The sequence below is a fragment of the Nocardioides agariphilus genome (assembly GCF_015352445.1).
Classification (GTDB): Bacteria; Actinomycetota; Actinomycetes; order Propionibacteriales; family Nocardioidaceae; genus Nocardioides; species Nocardioides agariphilus.
Map to the genome: position 1 here is coordinate 196,965 of NZ_JADKPO010000002.1, position 20,172 is coordinate 217,136.

Sequence of the window (20,172 nt, forward strand, 5' to 3'; positions counted from 1 at the left end):
GGGACGGTCCAGACCAGCGGATGCGTACTGCTGAACCGTTACAGCAGCACCATCCTGCGGGAGAATGGGGGATCTGGCAGGGCAAACCGGCAATCATTTCGGGTCAATTCGACTGACCCCTCGGTGGTGTCCGCCTAGTCAGTTGGGACTAGATCTGGGTCATTTTCGGCACTGGTCTGGTCAGATCCAGCGCGTGAACCAGATCCGGTCGAGCCATTCGCGGTGGGTGAGGAGCTGGTCGGTGTAGACGGGCCAGAACCAGGCGAAGTTCAGCAGCACCAGCACGAAGAAGGCGCCCGAGACGATCACCCCGACCGTACGTCGGGGCGTGGGGGCCGTCGTACGGCCCAAGAGAGCGCCTATCAGGAGCGCGATGGCCATCACCATGAACGGAATGGTGATGATCGCGTAGAAGATGAAGATCGGTCGGTCGTCGTACTGCAGCCACGGCAGCCAGGTCGAGAGCGTGCCGATGACGGCGACGCCGTACCTCCAGTCGCGGGTGCCGATCCAGAGCGCGCCGGCGGCGATCACCGCCAGGCAGCCGCCCCACCACAAGATGGGTGTGCCGAGCAGGGTGATGACCCGCAGGCAGTCGCTGCCCGTGGGGGCATCGCACCCCTGGGTCCCCGGCTGGATCTTGGTGTCGGCGTCGACGCCCACGGGCCGGTTCAGGAGCAGCCAGCCGGACGGCTTGGACTCGTAGGGGTGGGTCGAGCAGTTCAGGAAGTGCGTGTGGAAGGTGTAGACGTCCTGGTGGTAGTACCACAGGGAGCGCAGCGACTGGACGACCTCCCCGACCCCGGACGCGTCGGGCTCGCTGGCAGTCGGCCATCGTGCGTCGTCGTTCGGGTTCTCCGAGACGTAGGTCTTGCCGTCGCAGTGTCCCTGGCCGGAGTAGCGGGTGTACTGCGAGGACGACAGGTCCTTCTCGTACTGGCCGGCGTGCACGAGCCAGCCCGTCCAGGTGGCGACGTAGACCAGGAGCCCGACCAGCACCACGCTGACGAACGCCGGGATCCCGTCGACGACCACGGAGCGCGCGAGCGCGCCGCGCACTCCGAAGGAGCGTCGGGCTCCCACGGTCCAGAAGAAGGTGAGCAGTCCGAACGCGGCCATCGCGTAGACGGCCTCCCATTTGGTCCCGCACGCCAGGCCCCAGCAGATGCCTGCGCCGACCAGCCACGGTCGCCACAGCAGGCCGCGGACCGGACCGGAGCCCTTCGTCACTCGCCCACCCGAGGTGGACAGGAGCGTGGCCAGGCGTGCCCTGGTCCAGTCGCGGTCGGCCACATGGCAGTGCACGGCCATCAGCAGGAAGAACGCGACGAAGATGTCGAGCAGGGCCAGCCGCGAGAGCACGAACTGCATGCCGTCGAAGCACAGGAGCAGGCCGGCGACCGCGCCGATGAAGGTCGAGCCCGTCATCCGGCGTACCAGCCGGACCATCACCACGATCATCAGCGCACCCACGACCGCGGACGCGACCCGCCAGCCGAACGGGTCCATCCCGAAGACCTTCTCGCCCAGCCCGATCAGCCACTTGCCGACGTCGGGATGGACGGCCATCGAGGCCTTGTCCTTCCACAGGCCGTCGGTGTGGCCGGCCAGGATCTCGGCGTTGGCCTTCTTGCCGTCGACGTACTCGCGGGCGTAGCCGAAGTGCAGCAGCGACCAGGCGTCCTTGGCGTAGTAGGTCTCGTCGAAGAGGAACTCCCGGGGCGAGCCCAGCTTCCAGAGCCGCAGGAACAGGGCCAGGAGGCCGATCGACAGCGCGGTGACCCAGCCGATGAAGGGGTCCTCGCCGCGCAGCCTGGACCGGGTGCGGGCGGCGGCACTCGGGACCTCGCGACCGTCGGCGGTGCGTGAGAGGCCGGTCCGCGTGTCGCCTGCGGGCGCTCGTTGCGGAGCGGCGGTCGTCACGGTCGGCAAGCCTACGGTGAGACTGTGGGTGTGCTGGTGCTGGCTGCGACCCCGATAGGGCGCGTCGACGACGCCTCGCCGCGCTTGGCCCACGAGCTGGCAACGGCCGACGTCGTGGCGGCCGAGGACACCCGGCGCCTGGCCCGACTGGCCCGCGACCTCGGGGTCAGCGTCGGCGGGCGCGTGGTGTCGTACTTCGAGGGCAACGAGTCGGCGCGTACCCCCGGCCTGGTGGCTGCCCTGGTCGCCGGCGAGCGGGTGCTGCTGGTGACCGACGCCGGGATGCCGAGCGTCTCCGACCCGGGCTACCGCCTCGTGGCGGCCGCGATCGAGGCAGGCGTCGACGTGGTCGCCGTACCTGGGCCGTCGGCGGTGCTGACGGCGCTCGCGGTGTCGGGCCTGCCGGCCGACCGGTTCTGCTTCGAGGGGTTCTTGCCGCGCAAGGCCGGCGAGCGGTCGCGCCGACTGGCCGAGCTCGCCACGGAGCCGCGCACGATGGTGTTCTTCGAGGCACCGCACCGGACCGGGGCGGCGTTGGCGGCGATGGTCGAGGCCTTCGGCCCCGAGCGCGCGGCTGCGGTCTGCCGCGAGCTCACCAAGACCCATGAGGAGGTGCGCCGGGGAGGACTCGCCGAGCTGGTCGCCTGGGCCGCCGGTGGCGTACGCGGCGAGGTCACCATCGTGGTCGCCGGCGCCCCTGCCGCCCCCTCCGTCGGCCCGACCCCCGACGACTGGCGCCGCGCCGTCGCCGACCTCGAAGCCGCCGGCACCCCCCGCAAGAACGCCATCTCCCAGGTCGCAAAGTCCGCCGCCGTCCCCAAGCGCCTCGTCTACGACGCTGTGCACAAGCCCTGACGTTCGGCGTACTCCCGTGCGGTTGACGCCTTGGAAGCGCTTCCATACCCGTCAACTGCACGGGAGTACCCCGGCGGGCCGGTGGATAAGGTCGCGGGCGTGACCGAAGACAGGGAGCGGCCGCCGTTGCCGGAGGGGTTGCCGCACCCGGTGGTGGACAACCACTGCCACCTCGACATCGCCAGGGGCACCGATGACCAGGCGTGGCTGCCGACGCAGGAGGCGATCGCCTCGGCGGCGGAGGTCGGAGTGACGCGGATCGTCCAGATCGGCTGCGAGCTCGAGGGTGCCCGGTGGGCGGTGGAGGCGGCGGTGAGGTACGACGCTCTGGTGGCCGGCGTCTCGCTGCACCCCAACGAGGCGCCGCGGCTGGCCGCGCGCGGCGAGCTGGACGCCGCCCTCGAGGAGATCGAGCGGTTGGCGCGGGCCCACGACAAGGTGCGCGCGGTCGGGGAGACCGGGCTCGACAACTACCGCACCGGACCGGAGGGCAAGGCGGCGCAGGTCGCCTCGTTCCGCTGGCACGTCGATCTCGCCAAGCGGCTCGACAAGACGCTGGTCATCCACGACCGCGAGGCCCATGACGAGGTGCTGGCCGTCATCGACGAGGAGGGCCCGCCCGAACGTTGGGTGATGCACTGCTTCTCCGGGGACGCCGACTTCGCCCGCGCCTGCCTGGACCGCGGCGCCTACCTGTCGTTCGCCGGCACCGTGACGTTCAAGAACGCTGCGGCACTGCGCGAGGCGCTGCTCGTCGTACCTCCCGACCGCCTGCTGGTGGAGACCGACGCGCCGTACCTCACGCCGACTCCCTACCGCGGGCGCCCGAACGCGTCGTACCTCGTGCCGCTCACGATGCGAGCGATGGCGCAGGTGCGCGGGGATGACCTCGAGGAACTCTGCGCGAGTGTGAACTCCGCCACGGATGCGGCGTACGGCGGCGCCTGGTGAGGGCTGAGAACCTCACCGAGAAGCGTCGGGAGCGCCGAGAAGTTGTCTGACGAATTGTCGCCCCATCCGGTCGTCGTTATCGTCTCGTGACTGTTGGCTGGATCGATCGGGGGAAGCAGGACACACGATCCGGAGAGCTCGACGTTCGGAGTGTTTTGCTTCTCAAGTTGGATCAGCTCAGTCGCAAGCGTGGCCTGATGGCCGTTCTCGTGGCCATCGTCGCGACCGCGGTCGTCGGCACGACCCTCGCCTACGCCGCGATGAGCAAGTCGGTGACCCTCTCCCTCGACGGCAAGGCGCACGAGGTGTCCGCCCTCGGCGGCACCGTCGGTGACGTGCTCGACGCCGAGGGCATCGAGGTCGGCGCCCACGACCAGGTAGCACCGTCGCTCGACCAGGAGGTCAGTGACGGGACCAGGATCAGCGTCCGGTTCGGTCGCCCGCTGGAGCTCACGGTCGACGGTGACACCCAGACGTACTGGGTGACCGCCACCGACGTCGACGGTGCGCTCGACCAGATCGGCCGTGCCTACGACGGCGCGGCCCTCTCGGTGAGTCGTGGCGCGGGCATCGACCGCGGCGGTATCGACATCGAGGTCGCGACCCCCAAGACGATCACGGTCAAGATCGGTGCGGCCAAGCCCCAGAGGCGCACGGTCGCGGCGCTCAGCGTGCGCGACCTCCTCGACCAGCTCGGTGTGCAGGTCGACCGGGACGACCGGGTCACGCCCCGCCTCGGCGCCGACATCGACGACGGCTCCGAGGTCGTGGTCACCCGGATCAAGAAGGTCACCAAGCGCATCAAGCGAGAGGTGGTCGACTTCCGCACGATCGAGCGCGACGACGACTCGGCCTACGTCGGCGACACCACCGTCATCCGCTCGGGCGAGGACGGCCTGCGCGACGTCACGTACGCGATCACCTACCGCAACGGCAGGCTCGCCGTCCGCAAGGTACTGCGCCAGACCTGGCTCGACCGCCCCGTCGCCGCGATCGTCGAGGTCGGCACCCGCGAGGTCGCGACGACCAACTTCGCCGGCGGCAGCACCGTCTGGGACCGCCTCGCGCAGTGCGAGGCCGGCGGCAACTGGGCGACCAACACCGGCAACGGCTACTACGGCGGGTTGCAGTTCTCGCTCGGGACCTGGCAGGCCTACGGCGGCTCCGGGCTGCCCAGCCAGGCCAGCCGTGAGACCCAGATCGCCATCGCGACCAAGGTGCGCGACGCCTCCGGCGGGTACGTCGCGTGGCCGGCGTGCGCACGCTCGCTCGGCCTGCCCACCTGACGCGGACCGTTCGCCCACCGGCGGCTGACCAGACGGATGACTAGATTGGCCACCATGTCCGCCGCCGGCTCGACGCTGCTCGGGCCGGCGGAGGTCCGTTCGCTGGCGGCCGAGCTGGACCTGCGTCCCACCAAGCAGCGCGGGCAGAACTTCGTCATCGACGCCAACACGGTCCGCCGCATCGTTCGCGAGGCGGGCGTCGGTCCCGACGACGTGGTCGTGGAGGTCGGTCCCGGGCTGGGCTCCCTCACGCTGGCGCTGCTCGAGGTCGGTGCCCGCGTCGTCGCTGTCGAGATCGACCCACGTCTGGCCCGACTGCTGCCCCGCACCGTGGCGGAGCGGGCCCCCGGCTCCGCAGACCGGCTCGAGGTGGTGACGGCTGACGCGCTGCGCGTCACCGAGCTCCCGGGGGACCAGCCGACGGCGCTGGTGGCCAACTTGCCCTACAACGTGTCGGTGCCCGTGCTCATCCACCTGCTCACGCTGCTGCCGAGCCTGGAGCGCGGACTGGTGATGGTGCAGGCCGAGGTTGCCGACCGCCTGTCGGCCGGCCCTGGGTCCAAGGCCTACGGCATCCCCTCGGTGAAGGCGGCCTGGTTCGCCGACGTACGCCGAGCGGGGGCGGTGGGTCGTCAGGTGTTCTGGCCGGTGCCCAACGTCGACTCCGGGCTGGTCGCGTGGACCCGACGCGAACCTCCTGCGACGACCGCGACGCGTGAGCAGGTCTTCGCCGTCGTCGACGCGGCGTTCGCCCAACGCCGCAAGGGCCTGCGGGGAGCTCTCCGCACCCTGGCCGGGTCGGCCGAGCGTGCGGAGGAGGCTCTGGGCAGGGCCGGGATCGACCCGCTGGCCAGAGGCGAGTCGCTGGTCGTCGGGGACTTCGCCCGGATCGCGGAGAACCTGGTCGAGGTGCTGCCGGCATGACACTCTCCATCCAGCCCGAGGAGCGGCGCTCGGTCACCGTGCGCGCCCCGGCCAAGATCAACCTGCACCTCGGTGTGGGCCGCCCGCGCCATGACGGCTTCCACCCGCTCGACACCGTGTTCCAGGCCGTTGGCCTCTTCGACGACGTGCGGGCCGCCGACGGCGACGGGGCCATCGACATCGAGGCCGCGTCGTACCTCCCCGTAGGAGCCCTCCCCGACCCCGCCGACAACATCGTCAGCACGGCGGCGCGACTGCTCGCCGAGACGGCCGACGAGGGCACCGAGCTCCCGGGGGTCGACCTCCTCGTCGAGAAGCGGATCCCCGTCGCCGGCGGCATGGCCGGCGGTTCGGCCGACGCAGCCGCGACGCTGGTGGCCCTGGACCGGCTCTGGGACCTCGAGACTGCCGACGACGTGCTGCTGGACCTGGCGGCCAGGCTGGGCAGCGACGTGCCGTTCTCGCTGCTCGGCGGTACGGCGCACGGAACGGGTCGCGGCGAACGCCTGCAGGCCCTGCGTGACCCCGTCACCTGGTGGTGGGTCGTCGTCCCCTCGCACGAGGGGCTCTCGACTCCCGCCGTCTATCGGCGCTTCGACGAGATGTTCCCGGATGCCCCGGCCACGCCGGCCAGCTCGGCCGCCGTCGTCTCGGCGCTGGCGTCTGCACAGCCCGCCCACCTGGCCGCCGCGCTGCACAACGACCTCGAGGCGGCCGCGATCGACCTGCGGCCCGAGCTCGGCGAGCTGATCGCTCATGGCGAGGCCGAGGGCGCCCTGCGGGGCCTGGTCTCCGGCTCGGGTCCGACGGTGCTGTTCTTGTGCGAGTCGGGCGACCACGCCCGCGCCCTGGCCGACCGCTTGCAGGGCGACGACCTGCCCGTCGTGCTGGTGGCCAACGGGCCGGTCTCCGGGGCCCACGTGCTGTGAGCAACCTGGTCAACCTCGAACGCGTCTCCAAGGCCTACGGCGTTCGCCCACTGCTCTCCGAGGTCTCGCTCGGCATTTCCGTAGGTGAGCGCATCGGCGTCGTCGGTCGCAACGGCGACGGCAAGACCACCTTGCTGGAGGTGATGACCGGGCAGGTGCCCCCTGACTCCGGACGGGTGTCGCACAGCCGCGGCCTCCTCGTCGGGTTCCTCCACCAGCACGACGCCCTGGTCGACACGCACTCCGTCCGCGAGGCGGTGCTGGCGGGACGAGCCGACCACGAGTGGGCCGCCGACCCCCGCACCCGCGAGATCGTCGAGGAGCTGCTGGCCGGTGTCAGTCTCGACCGCGCCGTCCTCGGCCTCAGCGGCGGTGAACGACGCCGGTGCGCGCTGGCCGCCCTGCTGCTGGGCGAGCACGACCTCATCGTGCTCGACGAACCCACCAACCACCTCGACGTCGAGGCCGTGGACTGGCTGGCCCGCCACCTGGCGGCCCGGTCCTCGGCCCTCGTGGTGGTGACCCACGACCGGTGGTTCCTCGACGCGGTCTGCGAGTCGACCTGGGAGGTGCACGACGGTGCGGTGGACGCCTACGACGGCGGGTACGCGGCGTACGTGCTGGCTCGCGCCGAGCGGCAGCGCCAGTCCGCCGCCACCGAGGAGCGCCGGCTCAACCTGGCCCGCAAGGAGCTGGCCTGGCTCCGGCGCGGTCCGCCGGCGCGGACCTCGAAGCCGAAGTTCCGCATCGACGCCGCCAACGCGCTGATCGAGGACGTGCCACCGCCGCGAGACAGGTTCGAGCTGCAACGGTTCGCCACCCAGCGGCTGGGCAAGGACGTCATCGACGTCGAGGACGTCGACCTCGTGCGCGGCGAGCGCGTGCTCCTCCGCCACGCCACCTGGCGCCTCGGGCCCGGCGACCGCGTCGGCATCGTCGGCGTCAACGGCGCCGGCAAGACCTCGGTGCTCGGCCTGCTCGACGGGTCGCTCGCGCCGTCTGCGGGCCGCGTGCGGCACGGCCGCACGATCGCCCTGCAACACCTCACCCAGGCTCTCGACGACCTCGACCCCGAGGGCCGCGTGCTGCCGACGCTCGAGTCCGTCCGCCGCGTGACCCGGACCACGACCGGCGAGATCACGGCCTCCTCGATGCTGGAGCGCTTCGGCTTCTCCGGTGACCGGCTGACCACCCGGATCGGGGACCTCTCGGGCGGGGAGCGGCGTCGCTTCCAGCTGCTGCGGCTGCTGATGACCGAGCCCAACGTGCTGCTGCTCGACGAGCCCACCAACGACCTCGACATCGACACGCTCAACGTGCTGGAGGACTTCCTCGACGGGTGGCCAGGCACGCTCGTGGTGGTCTCCCACGACCGCTACTTCCTGGAGCGCGTGACCGACAGCGTCTGGGCGCTGCTCGGCGACGGGCAGATCTCGATGCTGCCGGGCGGCGTGGAGGAGTACCTGCAGCGGCGCGCGGCCGAGCTCGCGGCCGCCGTACCAGCCGTTCCAGCCCCTGCGTCAGCGCCCGTGACCGCGGTTGCCAAGGCGCGCCCGGGGAGCGCGGAGGAGCGAGCCGCACGCAAGACCCTGACCCGCCTCGACAAGCAGCTCGAGCGCATCGGCGAGCAAGAAGCTGCCCTCAACGCCGCGATCGTGGAAGCGGGCCAGGACTACGAACGCCTGGCCGCCCTGGCCGCCGAGCTCCAGGTCCTCGGCGCCCAGCGCGACGAGGTCGAGTCGGAGTGGTTGGCAGCCGCAGAGCTGCTCGACTAACGCTTGTCGCCGTAGGCCTGCACGATCCGCGGGCACAGCATGTACGTCGTGGGGTCGCGCGCCAGGTCGTAGAGCGCATCGACGATGCGGTCGACCTCGTCTGCGGTGGCGACGTCGTGGTGGACCACCATCGCCTTGATGTTCTCGAACGACAGTGGGTGGAGCACCTTGGCCTCGCCCTCGAGACCACCGGGCTGGACGATGTTGGTCTGCACGTCCACGAGGCCGGCGGCGAGCACTGTCTCGGGCACACGGCGGCCGAAGTTGGCGTCAACGCCCATGCGACGTGCGGTCTCGAGGAACACCTCCACCGACCGTTGGAAGTCCGCAGAGGTCGGGGAGCACAGCGACGCCGCGAAGTCGATGTCCTCGACGAACAGCCGGCCGCCCGGCCTGAGCGCACGCACCATGTCGCGCAGGGCGCTCGTCGGGTCGCTGAGGGTCCACAGCACGAACCTGGCGTAGACCACGTCGTACTCCGCCTCGCCCAGTCCGTCGACCAGGTCGGCCACCCGGAACTCGACATTGCCGACGCCCGCCGCCTCGGCATCCGCAGCCGCCAGCTCCACCTTGACCGGGTCGACGTCGATGCCGACCACACTCCCGGTAGGTCCGACCGCGGCGGCGAGGTCGAAGGTCACCTCACCACCTCCGCTGCCCACGTCGAGGCAGCGGAGTCCGGCCCCGACGCCGGCGCGCTCGATCAGCGCCAGGGTGCCGGGCCGCATCACGCGGGCCACCATCCGGAGTCGCTCGCGGCCCTCGACGCCGCCGCGGATCATGTAGAAGTGCTGGTCGTCCATCGGCCTCCCCGTCTTCCCCGTCCTGTTTCCCGTCCTGTTTCCCGTCCGGTTTCCTGTCCTGCCGTGTCAGTCTTCGCGGGCGAAGGGCGCGAGCAGCGTGCGCAGCAAGCCGGCCAGCCGCTGACGGTCGCGGTCGGGGAGGTCGGCCAGGAGCCCGCGCTCGGCGTCGAGCAGCGCGGTGAACGCGCCGTCGACCGTGGCCTTGCCCTCGGGGGTGAGTCGCACGATGACGCCCCTGCGGTCGTCAGGGTCGGGGGAGCGTTCGACGAGGCCGCGCGCCGTGAGCCGGTCGACGCGGTTGGTCATCGTGCCGCTGGTCACCAGGGTCTCGCGCAGGAGCCGCCCGGGCGAGAGCTCATAGGGTGCCCCCGCGCGCCGCAGGGCGGCCAGTACGTCGAACTCCCACGACTCCACGTCATGGGCCTCGAACGCCTCCCGGCGGGCCAGGTCGAGATGACGCGCCAGCCGGCTGATGCGGCTGAAGACCGCCACGGGGGCAAGGTCGAGGTCGGGGCGCTCGCGTGCCCACGCATCGGCGAGCTCGTCGACCTCATCGCGCATGGGCGGCAGTGTAGCGATGGGTCAAGAATCTTGACATCAAGATAATTCGGATGCCATGGTCGGATCGTGCACACCTGGGATCCCGAGCGCTACCTGACCTACGCCGATGAGCGAGGGCGGCCCTTCGCCGAGCTGGTCGCTCGCATCGGCGCCACCTCGCCGAGCACCGTGGTCGACCTCGGGTGTGGCCCCGGCAACCTCACCGCGCTGCTGGCCCAGCGCTGGCCGGGAGCCGAGGTGGTCGGCCTCGACTCCAGTGTCGAGATGGTCGAGAAGGCTCGCGCGACGACGCCAGCGGTGCAGTTCCGCGTCCAGGACCTCCGGGAGTGGGCGTGGGCGCCTTCCAGCGACCGGATCGACGTGATCGTGAGCAACGCGACGCTCCAATGGGTGCCGGAGCATCTCGAGCTCATGGAGAGCCTGGTCGCGCGGCTCCGGCCGGGTGGGTGGCTGGCCTTCCAGGTGCCGGGCAACTTCGACGAGCCCAGCCACACCATCCGCGCCGAGCTCGCGGCACAGGAGCCGTACGCCGCGCACACCGCCGGCGCCTCGCATCCGGACTCGCACGACCCCGTCGTCTACCTCGATGCCCTGCAGCGCCTCGGGTGCGAGGTCGACGCCTGGGAGACGACGTACCTGCACGTCCTGCGGGGCGATGACCCGGTGTTCACCTGGGTCTCCGGCACGGGTGCGCGTCCGACGCTGCAAGCGCTGCCCGACCACCTGAGGCCGGGCTTCGAGGAGGAGTTCAAGCGGCGGCTGCGGGCGGCGTACCCGTCACGAGACGGGCGCGTGGTGCTGCCGTTCCGCCGGATCTTCGTGGTCGCCCGCGTGGGAGCCGGGTCATGATCGCGCTGCATCACGTGCAGGTGTCCTGCCCGCCAGGGGGCGAGGATGCCGCGCGGGCGTTCTACGCCGACGCCTCGGGCTCCTCGAGGTCGAGAAGCCGGCCGACCTACGAGGTCGCGGTGGCGCGTGGTTTCGTGCCTACGACGAGGACGGCGCGGTCGTCGCTGAGCTGCATGTCGGCGTCGAGGACGGGTTCGCCCCCGCCCGCAAGGCTCATCCGGCGTTCGTGGTCGACGATCTCGGCGCCGTGGCTGCTCGGCTGCGCGAGAGAGGCTTCGAGGTCGACGAGCGGGAGCGTGAGAGCTTTGCCGGCTTCCTGAGGTTCCACGCCTACGACCCGCACGGCAACCGGGTCGAGGTGCTGGCGGCTCGCTAGACGAACAGGTTGGTGGCCGGTTCGTCGTTGTCGTGGCCCGGGCACCACAGCTCGTCGGGGACCATCGCCTTGATCTCGTCGACGTGGTCGCCGCAGCCGGACCAGGTGATCTTGCCGCAGGTGCGGCAGCGGACGGGGCTGCACATGGGGCCGAGTGTGCCAGGCAGCCCCGGTGCTAGCGTCGCCCGGTGACCGACAGCGGCGTCTCGGGGACCGTGCGCTCCCTGCTCGACATCCGGCTCTGGGCCGCCTTCGACATCGACGCCGAAGGTCGCGTGCTCGCCGGCAACGACGACCTCGGCAGCCTCCAGCTCGTCGAGGTGGACCCCGACGGCACCACCACCGCCCTGACCGATCTGCCCTCTCGGTGTGCGGGCCGCTACGTGCCGGGTCGTCGTCAGGTGCTCGTCGAGCACGACAACGGCGGCGACGAGAAGTGGCAGATCTCGCTGCTGGACCTCACGACACCACTGGGTCGACCCGCGAGGCTCGATGACCTGACGCCGGTCGTCAGCGATCCCGACCACATGAACGTCCTGTACGACGTCACGTCGGCCTCCCTCATCTACTCGACCAACCGGCGCAACGACGTCGACATGGACATCGTCGTGCGCGACCTCGACACGGGGCAGGAGTCGGTCGTCTTCGACGACGGCGGCTACGTGATCGGCTCGTCGGTCTCTCACGACGAGCGGTCGGTGGCCGTCACCCGGCTGTCCCTGGTGCCGGCCTCGACGCTGGTCTCGGTGGCAGGGCCGTCGTCGTCGGTGGCTCTCACCGATGCGGAGGAGCCCGCCAGCCACTTCGTCGCCGGCTGGGCCGCCGACGACCAGTCCCTGGTGGTGAGCTCCGACCACGCCCAGGAGTTCCACGGTGTCTGGGCGCTCGGGCTCGACGGCTCGTGGCGGTCACTGGTCACCAGCGACGACCACGACGTGGCCGCGACCTTGTCGCGCGACGGGTCGGCGATGGTCGTCATGCACCACGTCGACGGGGCCGACACGTTGGCCGTCCACGAGGCCGACGGCACCCACCGGGTCGACGTCGACCTCGGGCCGGTGCATCCGCTCATCGTGCGCTGGTCGGCCGACGGCTCACGGTTCGTGGTCGCCGCGACCACGCCGACCGACCCGGGGTCGATCCTCAGCGTCGATGCCCACACGGGTGCGGTGACACTGCTGGTCGACGGGCGCGAGAGCATCCCGCCGGATCTGCGCGAGCGTCTGGTCACCCCGACGGTCCACCGGATCCCCACCCCGGACGGCGAGCAGGTGCCGTGCTTCCGGTTCGCGGCCGCCCCGACGGGTGACGAGTCAGACGCCGCACTCGCCCGGGCATCCGTGGGGGCCTCGGTGCTGCACATCCACGGCGGACCGGAGTCCGAGGCGGTCCAGATGTACTCCGCGGTCTGGCAGGCGCTGGCGCTGTGCGGCTTCGAGGTCCTCGTGCCCAACGTGCGCGGATCCTCGGGCTACGGGCGGCGCTGGGTCTCGCTCGACGACGTCGAGCTGCGACTGGACTCCGTGGCCGACCTGGCCGCCATCCACGACTGGTTGCCGACGGTCGGCCTCGATGCGTCGCGCTCGGCGTTGTGGGGCGGTTCCTACGGTGGGTACATGGTGCTGGCCGGCCTCGCGATGCAGCCGGAGCGCTGGGCCGCGGGCGTGGACATCGTCGGCATCTCCTCCCTAGTGACGTTCCTGGAGAACACCTCGGCCTACCGGCGGGCCTACCGCGAGCGCGAGTACGGCTTCCTCGACCAGCACCGCGAGTTCCTCGAGAAGGCCTCGCCGCTGACCTACCTCGACGACCTGGTCGCGCCGCTGTTCGTCATCCATGGCGCCAACGACCCGCGCGTGCCTCTCTCGGAAGCCGAGCAGATCAAGGCCGCCCTCGACGACAAGGGTGTCGACTGCGAGCTGCGGGTCTACCCCGACGAGGGCCACGGCCTGGCCAAGCGCGCCAACCGGCTCGACGCCTACCCCGACGCGATCGAGTTCCTGGTCCAGCACCTCTCTGGCTCCGGCGGTTGAGGTGGGACCGTCCGTCCTCGGCCCCCGGGGACGCGACCCGGGAAGCATCCGCCAGGGTCGTGCGTTGGCATGATGGACCGCGTCACCAACCGAGGAGCACGTCATGGCCACCGTCACCGTCGGTGCGGAGAACTTCACCGACACCATCGAGCAGGACGGCATCGTGCTGCTGGACTTCTGGGCCTCCTGGTGCGGCCCGTGCCGGATGTTCGCACCGATCTACGAAGCGGCTTCCGAGGCCAACGACGACATCACCTTCGGCAGCATCAACACCGAGGAGGAGCGTGACCTGTCGGGCGTCTTGCAGATCAGCTCGATCCCCACGCTGATGGCGTTCCGCGACGGGATCATGGTCTTCCGCCAGCCCGGTGCGCTGCCCGCCCCCATGCTCGACCAGCTGATCGACGCCGTCCGCGCGCTCGACATGGACGACGTCCGCGCCAAGGTCGCTGCTCAGGGCGCCTGAGGACACGACCGGCGATACGCCGGGTCCGGGCCGCTCGCCGTACGCTGTTCCGGCTATGGCGCGCACCTACGAGGTCCGCACCTACGGGTGCCAGATGAACGTCCACGACTCCGAGCGGCTGACCGGTCTGCTCGAGGACGCCGGGTACGTCGCCGCGGCCGATGGCTCGACGCCCGACGTCGTGGTGTTCAACACCTGCGCGGTGCGCGAGAACGCCGACAACAAGCTCTACGGCAACCTGGGTCACCTCGCGCCGGTCAAGGCCAAGACGCCGGGCATGCAGATCGCGGTCGGCGGCTGCCTGGCCCAGAAGGACCGCGGCGAGATCACCCGCAAGGCGCCGTGGGTCGACGTGGTCTTCGGCACCCACAACATCGGCTCACTGCCGGCGCTGCTGGAGCGGGCTCGCGTGCAGGAGGAGGCGCAGGTCGAGATCCTCGAGTCGCTCGAGGTCTTCCCCTCAACGCTGCCCACCCGGCGGGAATCGGCGTACGCCGCCTGGGTCTCGGTCTCGGTCGGCTGCAACAACACCTGCACCTTCTGCATCGTCCCGGCCCTGCGTGGCAAGGAGATGGACCGCCGGCCGGGCGACATCCTGGCCGAGGTGCGCGCGCTGGTCGCTGAGGGCGTCAGCGAGGTCACCTTGCTGGGGCAGAACGTCAACGCCTACGGCGTGGAGTTCGGCGACCGCCAGGCCTTCTCGAAGCTGCTGCGCGCCTGCGGCGAGGTCGAGGGCCTGGAGCGGGTGCGGTTCACGAGCCCTCACCCGGCCGAGTTCACCGACGACGTGATCGCGGCCATGGCCGAGACCGCCAACGTGATGCCGCAGCTGCACATGCCGCTGCAGTCCGGCTCCGACCGCGTCCTCCGGGCCATGCGTCGCTCCTACCGCCGCGAGAGGTACCTCGGCATCATCGACCGCGTCCGAGCCGCCATGCCAGATGCCGCGATCACCACCGACATCATCGTGGGCTTCCCCGGCGAGACCGAGGAGGACTTCCTGCAGACCATGGAGGTCGTCGCGGCGGCTCGCTTCTCGGGTGCCTTCACCTTCCAGTACTCCATCCGGCCCGGCACACCGGCCGCGACCATGCCCGACCAGGTCCCGGCCGACGTCGTAGGCCACCGCTACGAGCGCCTCGTCGAGCTGGTCAACGACATCGCCTGGGACGAGAACAAGCGACTCGTGGGCCGCACCGTCGAGCTGATGGTCGCCGAGGGCGAGGGCCGCAAGGATGCCGCCACCCACCGGCTCTCCGGGCGAGGACCCGACAACCGGCTCGTGCACTTCGACCCCGTGGTCTCGACACGCTCGACCACCGCTGGCCCGACCACCGCTGGCCCGACCACCGCTGGCCCGACCACCGATGGCTCGGCCGACACGGCACCGATCCGCCCCGGCGACATGGTGACCGTCGAGATCACCCGGGCCGCTCCTCACCACCTCGTGGCCGACGGCGGGGTGCTGGCCGTTCGGCGTACTCGTTCGGGCGATGCCTGGCAGGCGCGTACGGCGGCTCCGGCCGCCCCCGTCGTCGGCTTGGGGATGCCGAAAGTGGGCGCTCCCGCCTAGTCGTCGCGGGGGTCCTTCGACGGGTAGCCCGCCTTGGGCTCGATGCCCTCCGGGTTGGTCTCCTCGTTGCCGGGACGCTGCTCGGGAGGCCCGTCATCGCCGTCCGGCCGGTCGACGGAGGTGTCGCGGACGCCGTCGGTGGTGTGCTGGTCGGGTCCGGTCGGGCCCGTACGTTCGCTGCTGACGCCCATGTCGCCTTCGGCGCGGTGCTTGCCCGCCGATCCGGGCGTGGAGTCCTGGAGGTCGCTCATCATCGTGCGGTACCCAGGATCTTGGTTTCGAGGCTCGCTGCGCTCGCACCTCAACCAGCGATCCACCGTTCAGAAGCCGAAGGTGGAGTAGGGCTCGATGCCCTCGGTCAGGCCGCGCAGGACCACGAGCTCGTGCGGGACGACGGGATCCGGCAACGCCGACAAGGGGAACCACCCCATGGCCGCCGACTTGTGGGGCTCGACGATGCGCGGCTCGCCGGACCACGAGCGGCAGGTGAAGAAGAAGTCGATGCGCTCGTCGATGGGCGCGCCGCCCTGCGTGCGCTGCATGGCGGTCACGAACTCCAGCTCGAGGTCTGACAGCCCGACCTCCTCGAGGGCCTCGCGCCGAGCGGCGTCGTAGGCCGTCTCGCCCTGCTCGACGTGCCCGGCTGCTGCGGCAGCCCAGTGGTCGTCCATGAAGCCGGTGTTGTGGCGTAGCTGGAGCAGGACGTGGTCCTCGCGCAGGAAGAACACATAGGCAGCGGGCACCACGACGAACCTGCCGATGGTGCCCGCTGGACGAGGCTTGCTCAGTGGGTGTCTCCCGACCCCGTCTTGTCCTGCAGGAAGTCTTGTGCCTTGTCGACCTGGCCGGCGTACTTGTCACCGGTCTTGTCGTCGAGGAGGTCGCCGCCCTTCTCGATGGCGTCGTCCACCTTCTCGTCGTTGTCGTCGATGAGGTCTTTGGCCTTGTCGACTGCGTCATCGAGGAAACCCATGGGTTCGCCCTCTCGTGCGGTGGCCCCGATGGCCACGTCCCGGCCAGCCTAGTGGCGCCAGAAGTCCTCGACACCCTGCTGCAACCTGGGTGCACAGTCGCCCGTGTTAGAGGGTGACCACGCACGACCGTGGGCACGACCGTGGGCAGGACAGTGAGAACCGAGGAGGGTGGGAAGGTGCGAGACGCCAACGCGTACGACGACTTCTACCGGTCGACGTCACCGCGGCTGCTCCGCTACTGCTACGCCCTCACCGGCGAGCTCGGGGAAGCACAAGACGTTGCGCAGGAGACCTACCTGCGGGCCTGGCGACACTGGCGCGAGGTCTCGGCGCACCCGGCGCCCGAGGCCTGGCTGCGGCTGACGGCGTCGCGACTGGCGACCGACCGCTGGCGCCGGCTAGCCGGTCTGCGACGCGCCGTGACCCGCACGGGCCAGCCCGCCCCCGCCGACCCGCCCAGCGAGGACGTGGTCGCGCTGACCGCCGCGCTCAGGCAGATCCCGGCTGACCAGCGACGCGCACTGGCGATGCACTACCTGCTCGACCTGCCCGTGAGCGAGATCGCGCTCGAGCTCGAGGTGCCGGTCGGCACCGTGAAGTCCTGGCTGTCGCGTGGTCGCACAGCGCTCGCCGCCCAGCTGGCGGGTCCCGACGACTCAGCCGAAGTGAGAGGTGCCTGATGGTGCACGAGCCTGATGAGCGCGCCCTGTTCCGCAGCCTGGGCGACGACGCCCACCGTGCGCACCTGCCCGAGCCGGGCGAGCTGCGCCGCCGCAGCGACCGGCGTACGGCGGTGCGTGCGGCCGTCGGCACCGTGGCGGCCGTCGTCGCGGTTGCCGGTATCGCCGTCACCGCCAACGGTCTGACCAGAAGTGCGGGGCTCGAGCCCGTGGGCACGCCCACGGTCAGCCCGACGGTCTCCGAGACGATCCACTCGAGTCCGCCGCCGGAGGTGATCTCGGCGCAGGCCTGGCTGGGCAAGGACGACCTGGGCTTCGCCCTGGGGGGCCGCGACACCGCCGACGTGCTCGCGCCGTGCGGACGCTCGCCGCTGGTGTCGGACCAGTTCGATGGCTCCCCGCACTCGGAGGCCACGAGGCTGGGGAACTACCACTCTCCGGGCACTCCAGCCGTCAATACTCCCGACGGCACCATCGCCCAGACCATCGTCGTGATGGGCAGCGAGAAGGATGCCGCCGCGCTCTGGTTCCTCATGCAGGAGGCCGTCAAGGACTGCCCCGAGGAGTCCGAGCTCGAGAGCGGTGCCGTCCGCTACTCCCTGGAGGAGCCGCCGACTGCGACCTCCGGCGCCCGGGCCGACCGCGCCATGCTGATCAAGGTCTCGACGTCCTTCGAGTACCTCTTCGGCTCGCCGCCGGACTCTGGACCGGCCTACATCGACTCCTACGTGGTGGTCGTGCAGGTCGGTGACGCCGTGACGTTCCTGGAGCTGCGTGGCTGGGAGGCCAGCACGACGCATCTCGCGGACGTCGAGCGCCTGACGAGGCTGGCGACCGCGAGGTTGCTCGACTGGCGAGCCTGAGTTGCCCACCGGGTTTCGAGACGGGCGCCAGAGCGCCCTCCTCAACCAGCGGTCTCGGGCTCCTGGGACTTGTCGTCAGGCTCGCTGACCTCGGGCACGCGGTCGTCGGCGAGCGCCGTCAGGGGGTTCTTGTCCGGCGGCAGGTCGACGCCCATCGGACCGTCGGGTATCTCGCCGTACTTCGCCTGGTTGCTCAGTGCGTCGGCGCCCCCCGGGAAGCGCTCGGGCTCCTCGACCTGAGGCGTGGGCATGTCGCCGACGTCGATCACGGCCGGACCTCCGGCTGGGTCTCTGGCTCTGGGTCCGCGAAGGGCCGCTCGCCAGGGTCGCCCGAAGGCACGACCTCGGGGTTGGGGTGGCCGGGCACGATCGGCTCGTCCGGCCGCGGCTGGCTCGGGTCGTGCTCTGGTGCTGGTGTCGTCGTCATTGGTTGATCACTCCCTCTGCCTTCCACCAAACCAGCCACGGCGACAGGTTCAACCACCTCCCGGGGTGAAGACTGTTGCTCGTGTCGGACGAGGTGGTGTCGAGACGGTCGCCGGGTGACCTCCTCAACCAACGGGTGGAGCCACCGATCGTGGCCGTGGTCGGCGCCACGGCTTCGGGCAAGAGTGAGCTGGCCCTGGACCTGGCTGAGGCGCTCGGGGGCGAGATCGTCAACACCGACGCGATGGCTGTCTACCGGGGGATGGATGTCGGTACGGCGAAGACGCCCGTCGCCGAGCGGCGTGGGATCGCGCACCACCTGCTGGACTACCTCGGTGTCAAGGAGCCGTTGACGGTCGCGCAGTTCCAGCAGGACGCCCGCGCCGTCATCGCCGAGGTTCGGTCGCGAGGGCGGGTGCCCGTGCTGGTCGGCGGGTCTGCCCTCTACACCCGGGCGGTGCTCGACCGGTTCAAGTTCCCCGGCACCGACGAGGAGGTGCGCGGCCGCCTCGAGGCCGAGCTGGCGGCGGTCGGCCCAGCAACGCTGCACGAGCGCCTCGGCCGGCTCGACCCCGAGGCCGCCACCAACATCCGGCCCGACAACGGCCGCCGCATCGTGCGCGCCCTCGAGGTCGTCGAGCTGACGGGCCGGCCCTTCTCCGCGACGTTGCCGAAGCTGGAGTACCTCGACGCGCACACCGTGCAGATCGGGGTCGACATCGACCGACCAGCCCTGCACGAGCGGATCGGACAACGCGTCGACGCCATGTTTGCCGACGGTCTCGTCGACGAGGTCGAGCGGCTGATCGGAGAGGGCCTGCGTGAGGGACGCACGGCTGCCGTGGCCATCGGCTACCGCGAGGTCGCGGCGTACCTCGACGGCGAGCTGTCCCTCGACGAGGCGAGGGAGCGGACCGTGGTGGCGACCCGCAGGTTCGCCCGGCGGCAGGACTCCTGGTTCCGCAAGGATCCGCGCATCGTCTGGGTGAGGTACGACGACCCTCGACGCGTCGAGCAGGCTCTTGCCGCCGTGGGACCATGGGCAGGTGGGCCAGGCCGCCAGTGACTACCCGTTCCTGAAGGGACACGGCACGGAGAACGACTTCGTGCTGCTGCCCGACCTCGAGGGCGACACCCATGGTGGCCTCAGCGAGGACGAGATGGCCGAGCGGGTTCGGCGCCTGTGCGACCGCCGCGCCGGCATCGGCGGCGACGGTGTGCTGCGGGTCGTCCGCACCAGCCGCATGAGGCCGGCCGAGCTCGTCGCGACCCAGGGTTCGCGCTCGGAGTGGTTCATGGACTATCGCAACGCCGACGGGTCGATCGCGGAGATGTGCGGCAACGGGATCCGCGTCTTCGTCCGCTACCTGGTCGACGAGGGCCTGGTCACCCCCGGACTCCCGATCGACGTCGGCACGCGCGACGGCAACAAGACCCTGCTCGTGGAGGGCGACCGGGTCACCGTCGACCTCGGCATCCCGCAGGTCCTGACCGCCACCTCGGTCTCGATCGGCGACCGCACCTGGTCGGCCACCAACGTCGACATGGGCAACCCGCACGCGGTTGCCTTCGTCGACGACGAGGAGACCCTGGCCGGCCTCGACCTCACGCGGCCTCCTGGCCACGACGAGGCGACATACCCCCACGGAGTCAACGTCGAGCTCGTCGTGCGCCGCGGCGAGCGGCACGTCGCGATGCGCGTCCACGAGCGCGGCTCCGGCGAGACGCGCTCGTGCGGCACCGGGGCCGGCGCCGTGCTGGTCGCAGCAGCGCAGGCTGACAACGCACCCAGGCCCGCGACCTACCAGCTCGACGTCCCTGGCGGCACCCTCTCGCTCACCTGGACCGAGGACGACCACGTGCTGCTGACCGGACCGGCCGTCATCGTGGCCACCGGGAGGACGAGCTTGTGATCGGTGGTTGAG

At 70.8% G+C, this 20,172-nt stretch carries 24 protein-coding genes; 15 read left to right on the forward strand and 9 right to left on the reverse strand.

What is annotated here, in order from left to right; translation table 11 throughout:
* Positions 1-180 precede the first annotated feature (180 nt).
* Complete coding sequence (locus ISU10_RS02755; RefSeq protein WP_194694835.1) at positions 181-1,923, reverse strand: dolichyl-phosphate-mannose--protein mannosyltransferase; 1,743 nt, start codon at positions 1,921-1,923, stop codon at positions 181-183.
* Positions 1,924-1,947: 24 nt separating this feature from the next.
* On the opposite strand from ISU10_RS02755, the gene rsmI reads away from it, so the two are divergent.
* The 6 genes from rsmI to ISU10_RS02785 all read left to right on the forward strand — a co-directional run bounded on the left by rsmI (position 1,948) and on the right by ISU10_RS02785 (position 8,643).
* On the forward strand, positions 1,948-2,778 hold the full coding sequence (rsmI, locus tag ISU10_RS02760) for a 16S rRNA (cytidine(1402)-2'-O)-methyltransferase (RefSeq protein ID WP_370864620.1): 831 nt from the start codon (positions 1,948-1,950) through the stop codon (positions 2,776-2,778).
* A 99-nt stretch (positions 2,779-2,877) separates the two neighbouring features.
* The gene (locus ISU10_RS02765; protein WP_370864622.1) at positions 2,878-3,729 is read left to right on the forward strand and encodes a TatD family hydrolase; all 852 of its coding nucleotides are present in this window, start codon (positions 2,878-2,880) and stop codon (positions 3,727-3,729) included.
* 197 nt (positions 3,730-3,926) lie between these two features.
* Positions 3,927-5,015, forward strand: a complete 1,089-nt coding sequence (locus tag ISU10_RS23740; RefSeq protein ID WP_306442070.1) for a resuscitation-promoting factor — start codon at positions 3,927-3,929, stop codon at positions 5,013-5,015.
* Positions 5,016-5,069: 54 nt separating this feature from the next.
* A complete protein-coding gene (rsmA, locus tag ISU10_RS02775) occupies positions 5,070-5,939 on the forward strand; it encodes a 16S rRNA (adenine(1518)-N(6)/adenine(1519)-N(6))-dimethyltransferase RsmA (RefSeq protein WP_194694836.1) in 870 nt (289 codons plus the stop codon).
* Positions 5,936-6,868, forward strand: a complete 933-nt coding sequence (locus ISU10_RS02780; RefSeq protein ID WP_194694837.1) for a 4-(cytidine 5'-diphospho)-2-C-methyl-D-erythritol kinase — start codon at positions 5,936-5,938, stop codon at positions 6,866-6,868. The genes rsmA and ISU10_RS02780 overlap by 4 nt, the downstream gene beginning before the upstream one ends.
* Positions 6,865-8,643 carry an ABC-F family ATP-binding cassette domain-containing protein gene (locus ISU10_RS02785; protein WP_194694838.1) on the forward strand — a complete coding sequence of 593 codons (1,779 nt, stop codon included), beginning with the start codon at positions 6,865-6,867 and terminating at the stop codon, positions 8,641-8,643. The genes ISU10_RS02780 and ISU10_RS02785 overlap by 4 nt, the downstream gene beginning before the upstream one ends.
* Here ISU10_RS02785 and ISU10_RS02790 read toward each other — a convergent pair.
* Together ISU10_RS02790 and ISU10_RS02795 are read right to left on the reverse strand one after the other, a co-directional pair.
* Positions 8,640-9,446: a class I SAM-dependent methyltransferase gene (locus tag ISU10_RS02790; RefSeq protein ID WP_194694839.1), complete on the reverse strand. Its 807-nt coding sequence runs from the start codon at positions 9,444-9,446 to the stop codon at positions 8,640-8,642. The genes ISU10_RS02785 and ISU10_RS02790 overlap by 4 nt on opposite strands.
* A gap of 66 nt (positions 9,447-9,512) precedes the next feature.
* The gene (locus ISU10_RS02795) at positions 9,513-10,007 is read right to left on the reverse strand and encodes a MarR family winged helix-turn-helix transcriptional regulator (protein WP_194694840.1); all 495 of its coding nucleotides are present in this window, start codon (positions 10,005-10,007) and stop codon (positions 9,513-9,515) included.
* Between the two features lie 66 nt (positions 10,008-10,073).
* On the opposite strand from ISU10_RS02795, the gene ISU10_RS02800 reads away from it, so the two are divergent.
* Complete coding sequence (locus ISU10_RS02800; protein ID WP_370864626.1) at positions 10,074-10,856, forward strand: trans-aconitate 2-methyltransferase; 783 nt, start codon at positions 10,074-10,076, stop codon at positions 10,854-10,856.
* A 169-nt stretch (positions 10,857-11,025) separates the two neighbouring features.
* A complete protein-coding gene (locus ISU10_RS24000) occupies positions 11,026-11,232 on the forward strand; it encodes a VOC family protein (protein WP_228499357.1) in 207 nt (68 codons plus the stop codon).
* Here the strand turns inward: ISU10_RS24000 and ISU10_RS02810 are convergent.
* A complete protein-coding gene (locus ISU10_RS02810; RefSeq protein ID WP_194694841.1) occupies positions 11,229-11,378 on the reverse strand; it encodes a DUF8730 family Cys-rich protein in 150 nt (49 codons plus the stop codon). The two genes, ISU10_RS24000 and ISU10_RS02810, sit on opposite strands and share 4 nt — an antisense overlap.
* Before the next feature lie 42 nt (positions 11,379-11,420).
* Here ISU10_RS02810 and ISU10_RS02815 point away from each other — a divergent pair, with 42 nt between their 5' ends.
* The 3 genes from ISU10_RS02815 (at position 11,421) to miaB (ending at position 15,304) form a co-directional block, all read left to right on the forward strand.
* On the forward strand, positions 11,421-13,265 hold the full coding sequence (locus ISU10_RS02815; protein WP_370864629.1) for a S9 family peptidase: 1,845 nt from the start codon (positions 11,421-11,423) through the stop codon (positions 13,263-13,265).
* Between the two features lie 103 nt (positions 13,266-13,368).
* The gene (locus ISU10_RS02820; protein WP_194694842.1) at positions 13,369-13,731 is read left to right on the forward strand and encodes a thioredoxin family protein; all 363 of its coding nucleotides are present in this window, start codon (positions 13,369-13,371) and stop codon (positions 13,729-13,731) included.
* A 55-nt stretch (positions 13,732-13,786) separates the two neighbouring features.
* Positions 13,787-15,304 (forward strand): tRNA (N6-isopentenyl adenosine(37)-C2)-methylthiotransferase MiaB, encoded by a 1,518-nt coding sequence (gene miaB, locus ISU10_RS02825; protein ID WP_194694843.1) that lies wholly within the window; start codon positions 13,787-13,789, stop codon positions 15,302-15,304.
* Here the strand turns inward: miaB and ISU10_RS02830 are convergent.
* From ISU10_RS02830 to ISU10_RS02840, 3 genes are all read right to left on the reverse strand, one after another.
* The gene (locus ISU10_RS02830; protein WP_194694844.1) at positions 15,301-15,555 is read right to left on the reverse strand and encodes a hypothetical protein; all 255 of its coding nucleotides are present in this window, start codon (positions 15,553-15,555) and stop codon (positions 15,301-15,303) included. The genes miaB and ISU10_RS02830 overlap by 4 nt on opposite strands.
* A gap of 69 nt (positions 15,556-15,624) precedes the next feature.
* Positions 15,625-16,047 (reverse strand): NUDIX hydrolase, encoded by a 423-nt coding sequence (locus tag ISU10_RS02835; RefSeq protein WP_370864631.1) that lies wholly within the window; start codon positions 16,045-16,047, stop codon positions 15,625-15,627.
* Between the two features lie 41 nt (positions 16,048-16,088).
* A complete protein-coding gene (locus tag ISU10_RS02840; protein WP_194694845.1) occupies positions 16,089-16,277 on the reverse strand; it encodes an antitoxin in 189 nt (62 codons plus the stop codon).
* Positions 16,278-16,454: 177 nt separating this feature from the next.
* Between ISU10_RS02840 and ISU10_RS02845 the strand changes: the two genes are divergently transcribed.
* Positions 16,455-16,958: an RNA polymerase sigma factor gene (locus tag ISU10_RS02845; protein WP_194694846.1), complete on the forward strand. Its 504-nt coding sequence runs from the start codon at positions 16,455-16,457 to the stop codon at positions 16,956-16,958.
* On the forward strand, positions 16,958-17,821 hold the full coding sequence (locus ISU10_RS02850) for a hypothetical protein (protein ID WP_194694847.1): 864 nt from the start codon (positions 16,958-16,960) through the stop codon (positions 17,819-17,821). Before ISU10_RS02845 ends, ISU10_RS02850 begins: the two co-directional genes overlap by 1 nt.
* Before the next feature lie 41 nt (positions 17,822-17,862).
* On the opposite strand, the gene ISU10_RS02855 is transcribed toward ISU10_RS02850, so the two are convergent.
* Positions 17,863-18,090: a hypothetical protein gene (locus tag ISU10_RS02855; protein ID WP_194694848.1), complete on the reverse strand. Its 228-nt coding sequence runs from the start codon at positions 18,088-18,090 to the stop codon at positions 17,863-17,865.
* The gene (locus ISU10_RS02860) at positions 18,087-18,248 is read right to left on the reverse strand and encodes a hypothetical protein (RefSeq protein ID WP_194694849.1); all 162 of its coding nucleotides are present in this window, start codon (positions 18,246-18,248) and stop codon (positions 18,087-18,089) included. Before ISU10_RS02860 ends, ISU10_RS02855 begins: the two co-directional genes overlap by 4 nt.
* Before the next feature lie 135 nt (positions 18,249-18,383).
* On the opposite strand from ISU10_RS02860, the gene miaA reads away from it, so the two are divergent.
* Both miaA and dapF read left to right on the forward strand, forming a co-directional pair.
* Positions 18,384-19,313: a tRNA (adenosine(37)-N6)-dimethylallyltransferase MiaA gene (gene miaA, locus ISU10_RS02865; protein ID WP_370864648.1), complete on the forward strand. Its 930-nt coding sequence runs from the start codon at positions 18,384-18,386 to the stop codon at positions 19,311-19,313.
* Positions 19,294-20,160 (forward strand): diaminopimelate epimerase, encoded by an 867-nt coding sequence (dapF, locus tag ISU10_RS02870; RefSeq protein ID WP_194694850.1) that lies wholly within the window; start codon positions 19,294-19,296, stop codon positions 20,158-20,160. The genes miaA and dapF overlap by 20 nt, the downstream gene beginning before the upstream one ends.
* Positions 20,161-20,172 lie beyond the last annotated feature (12 nt).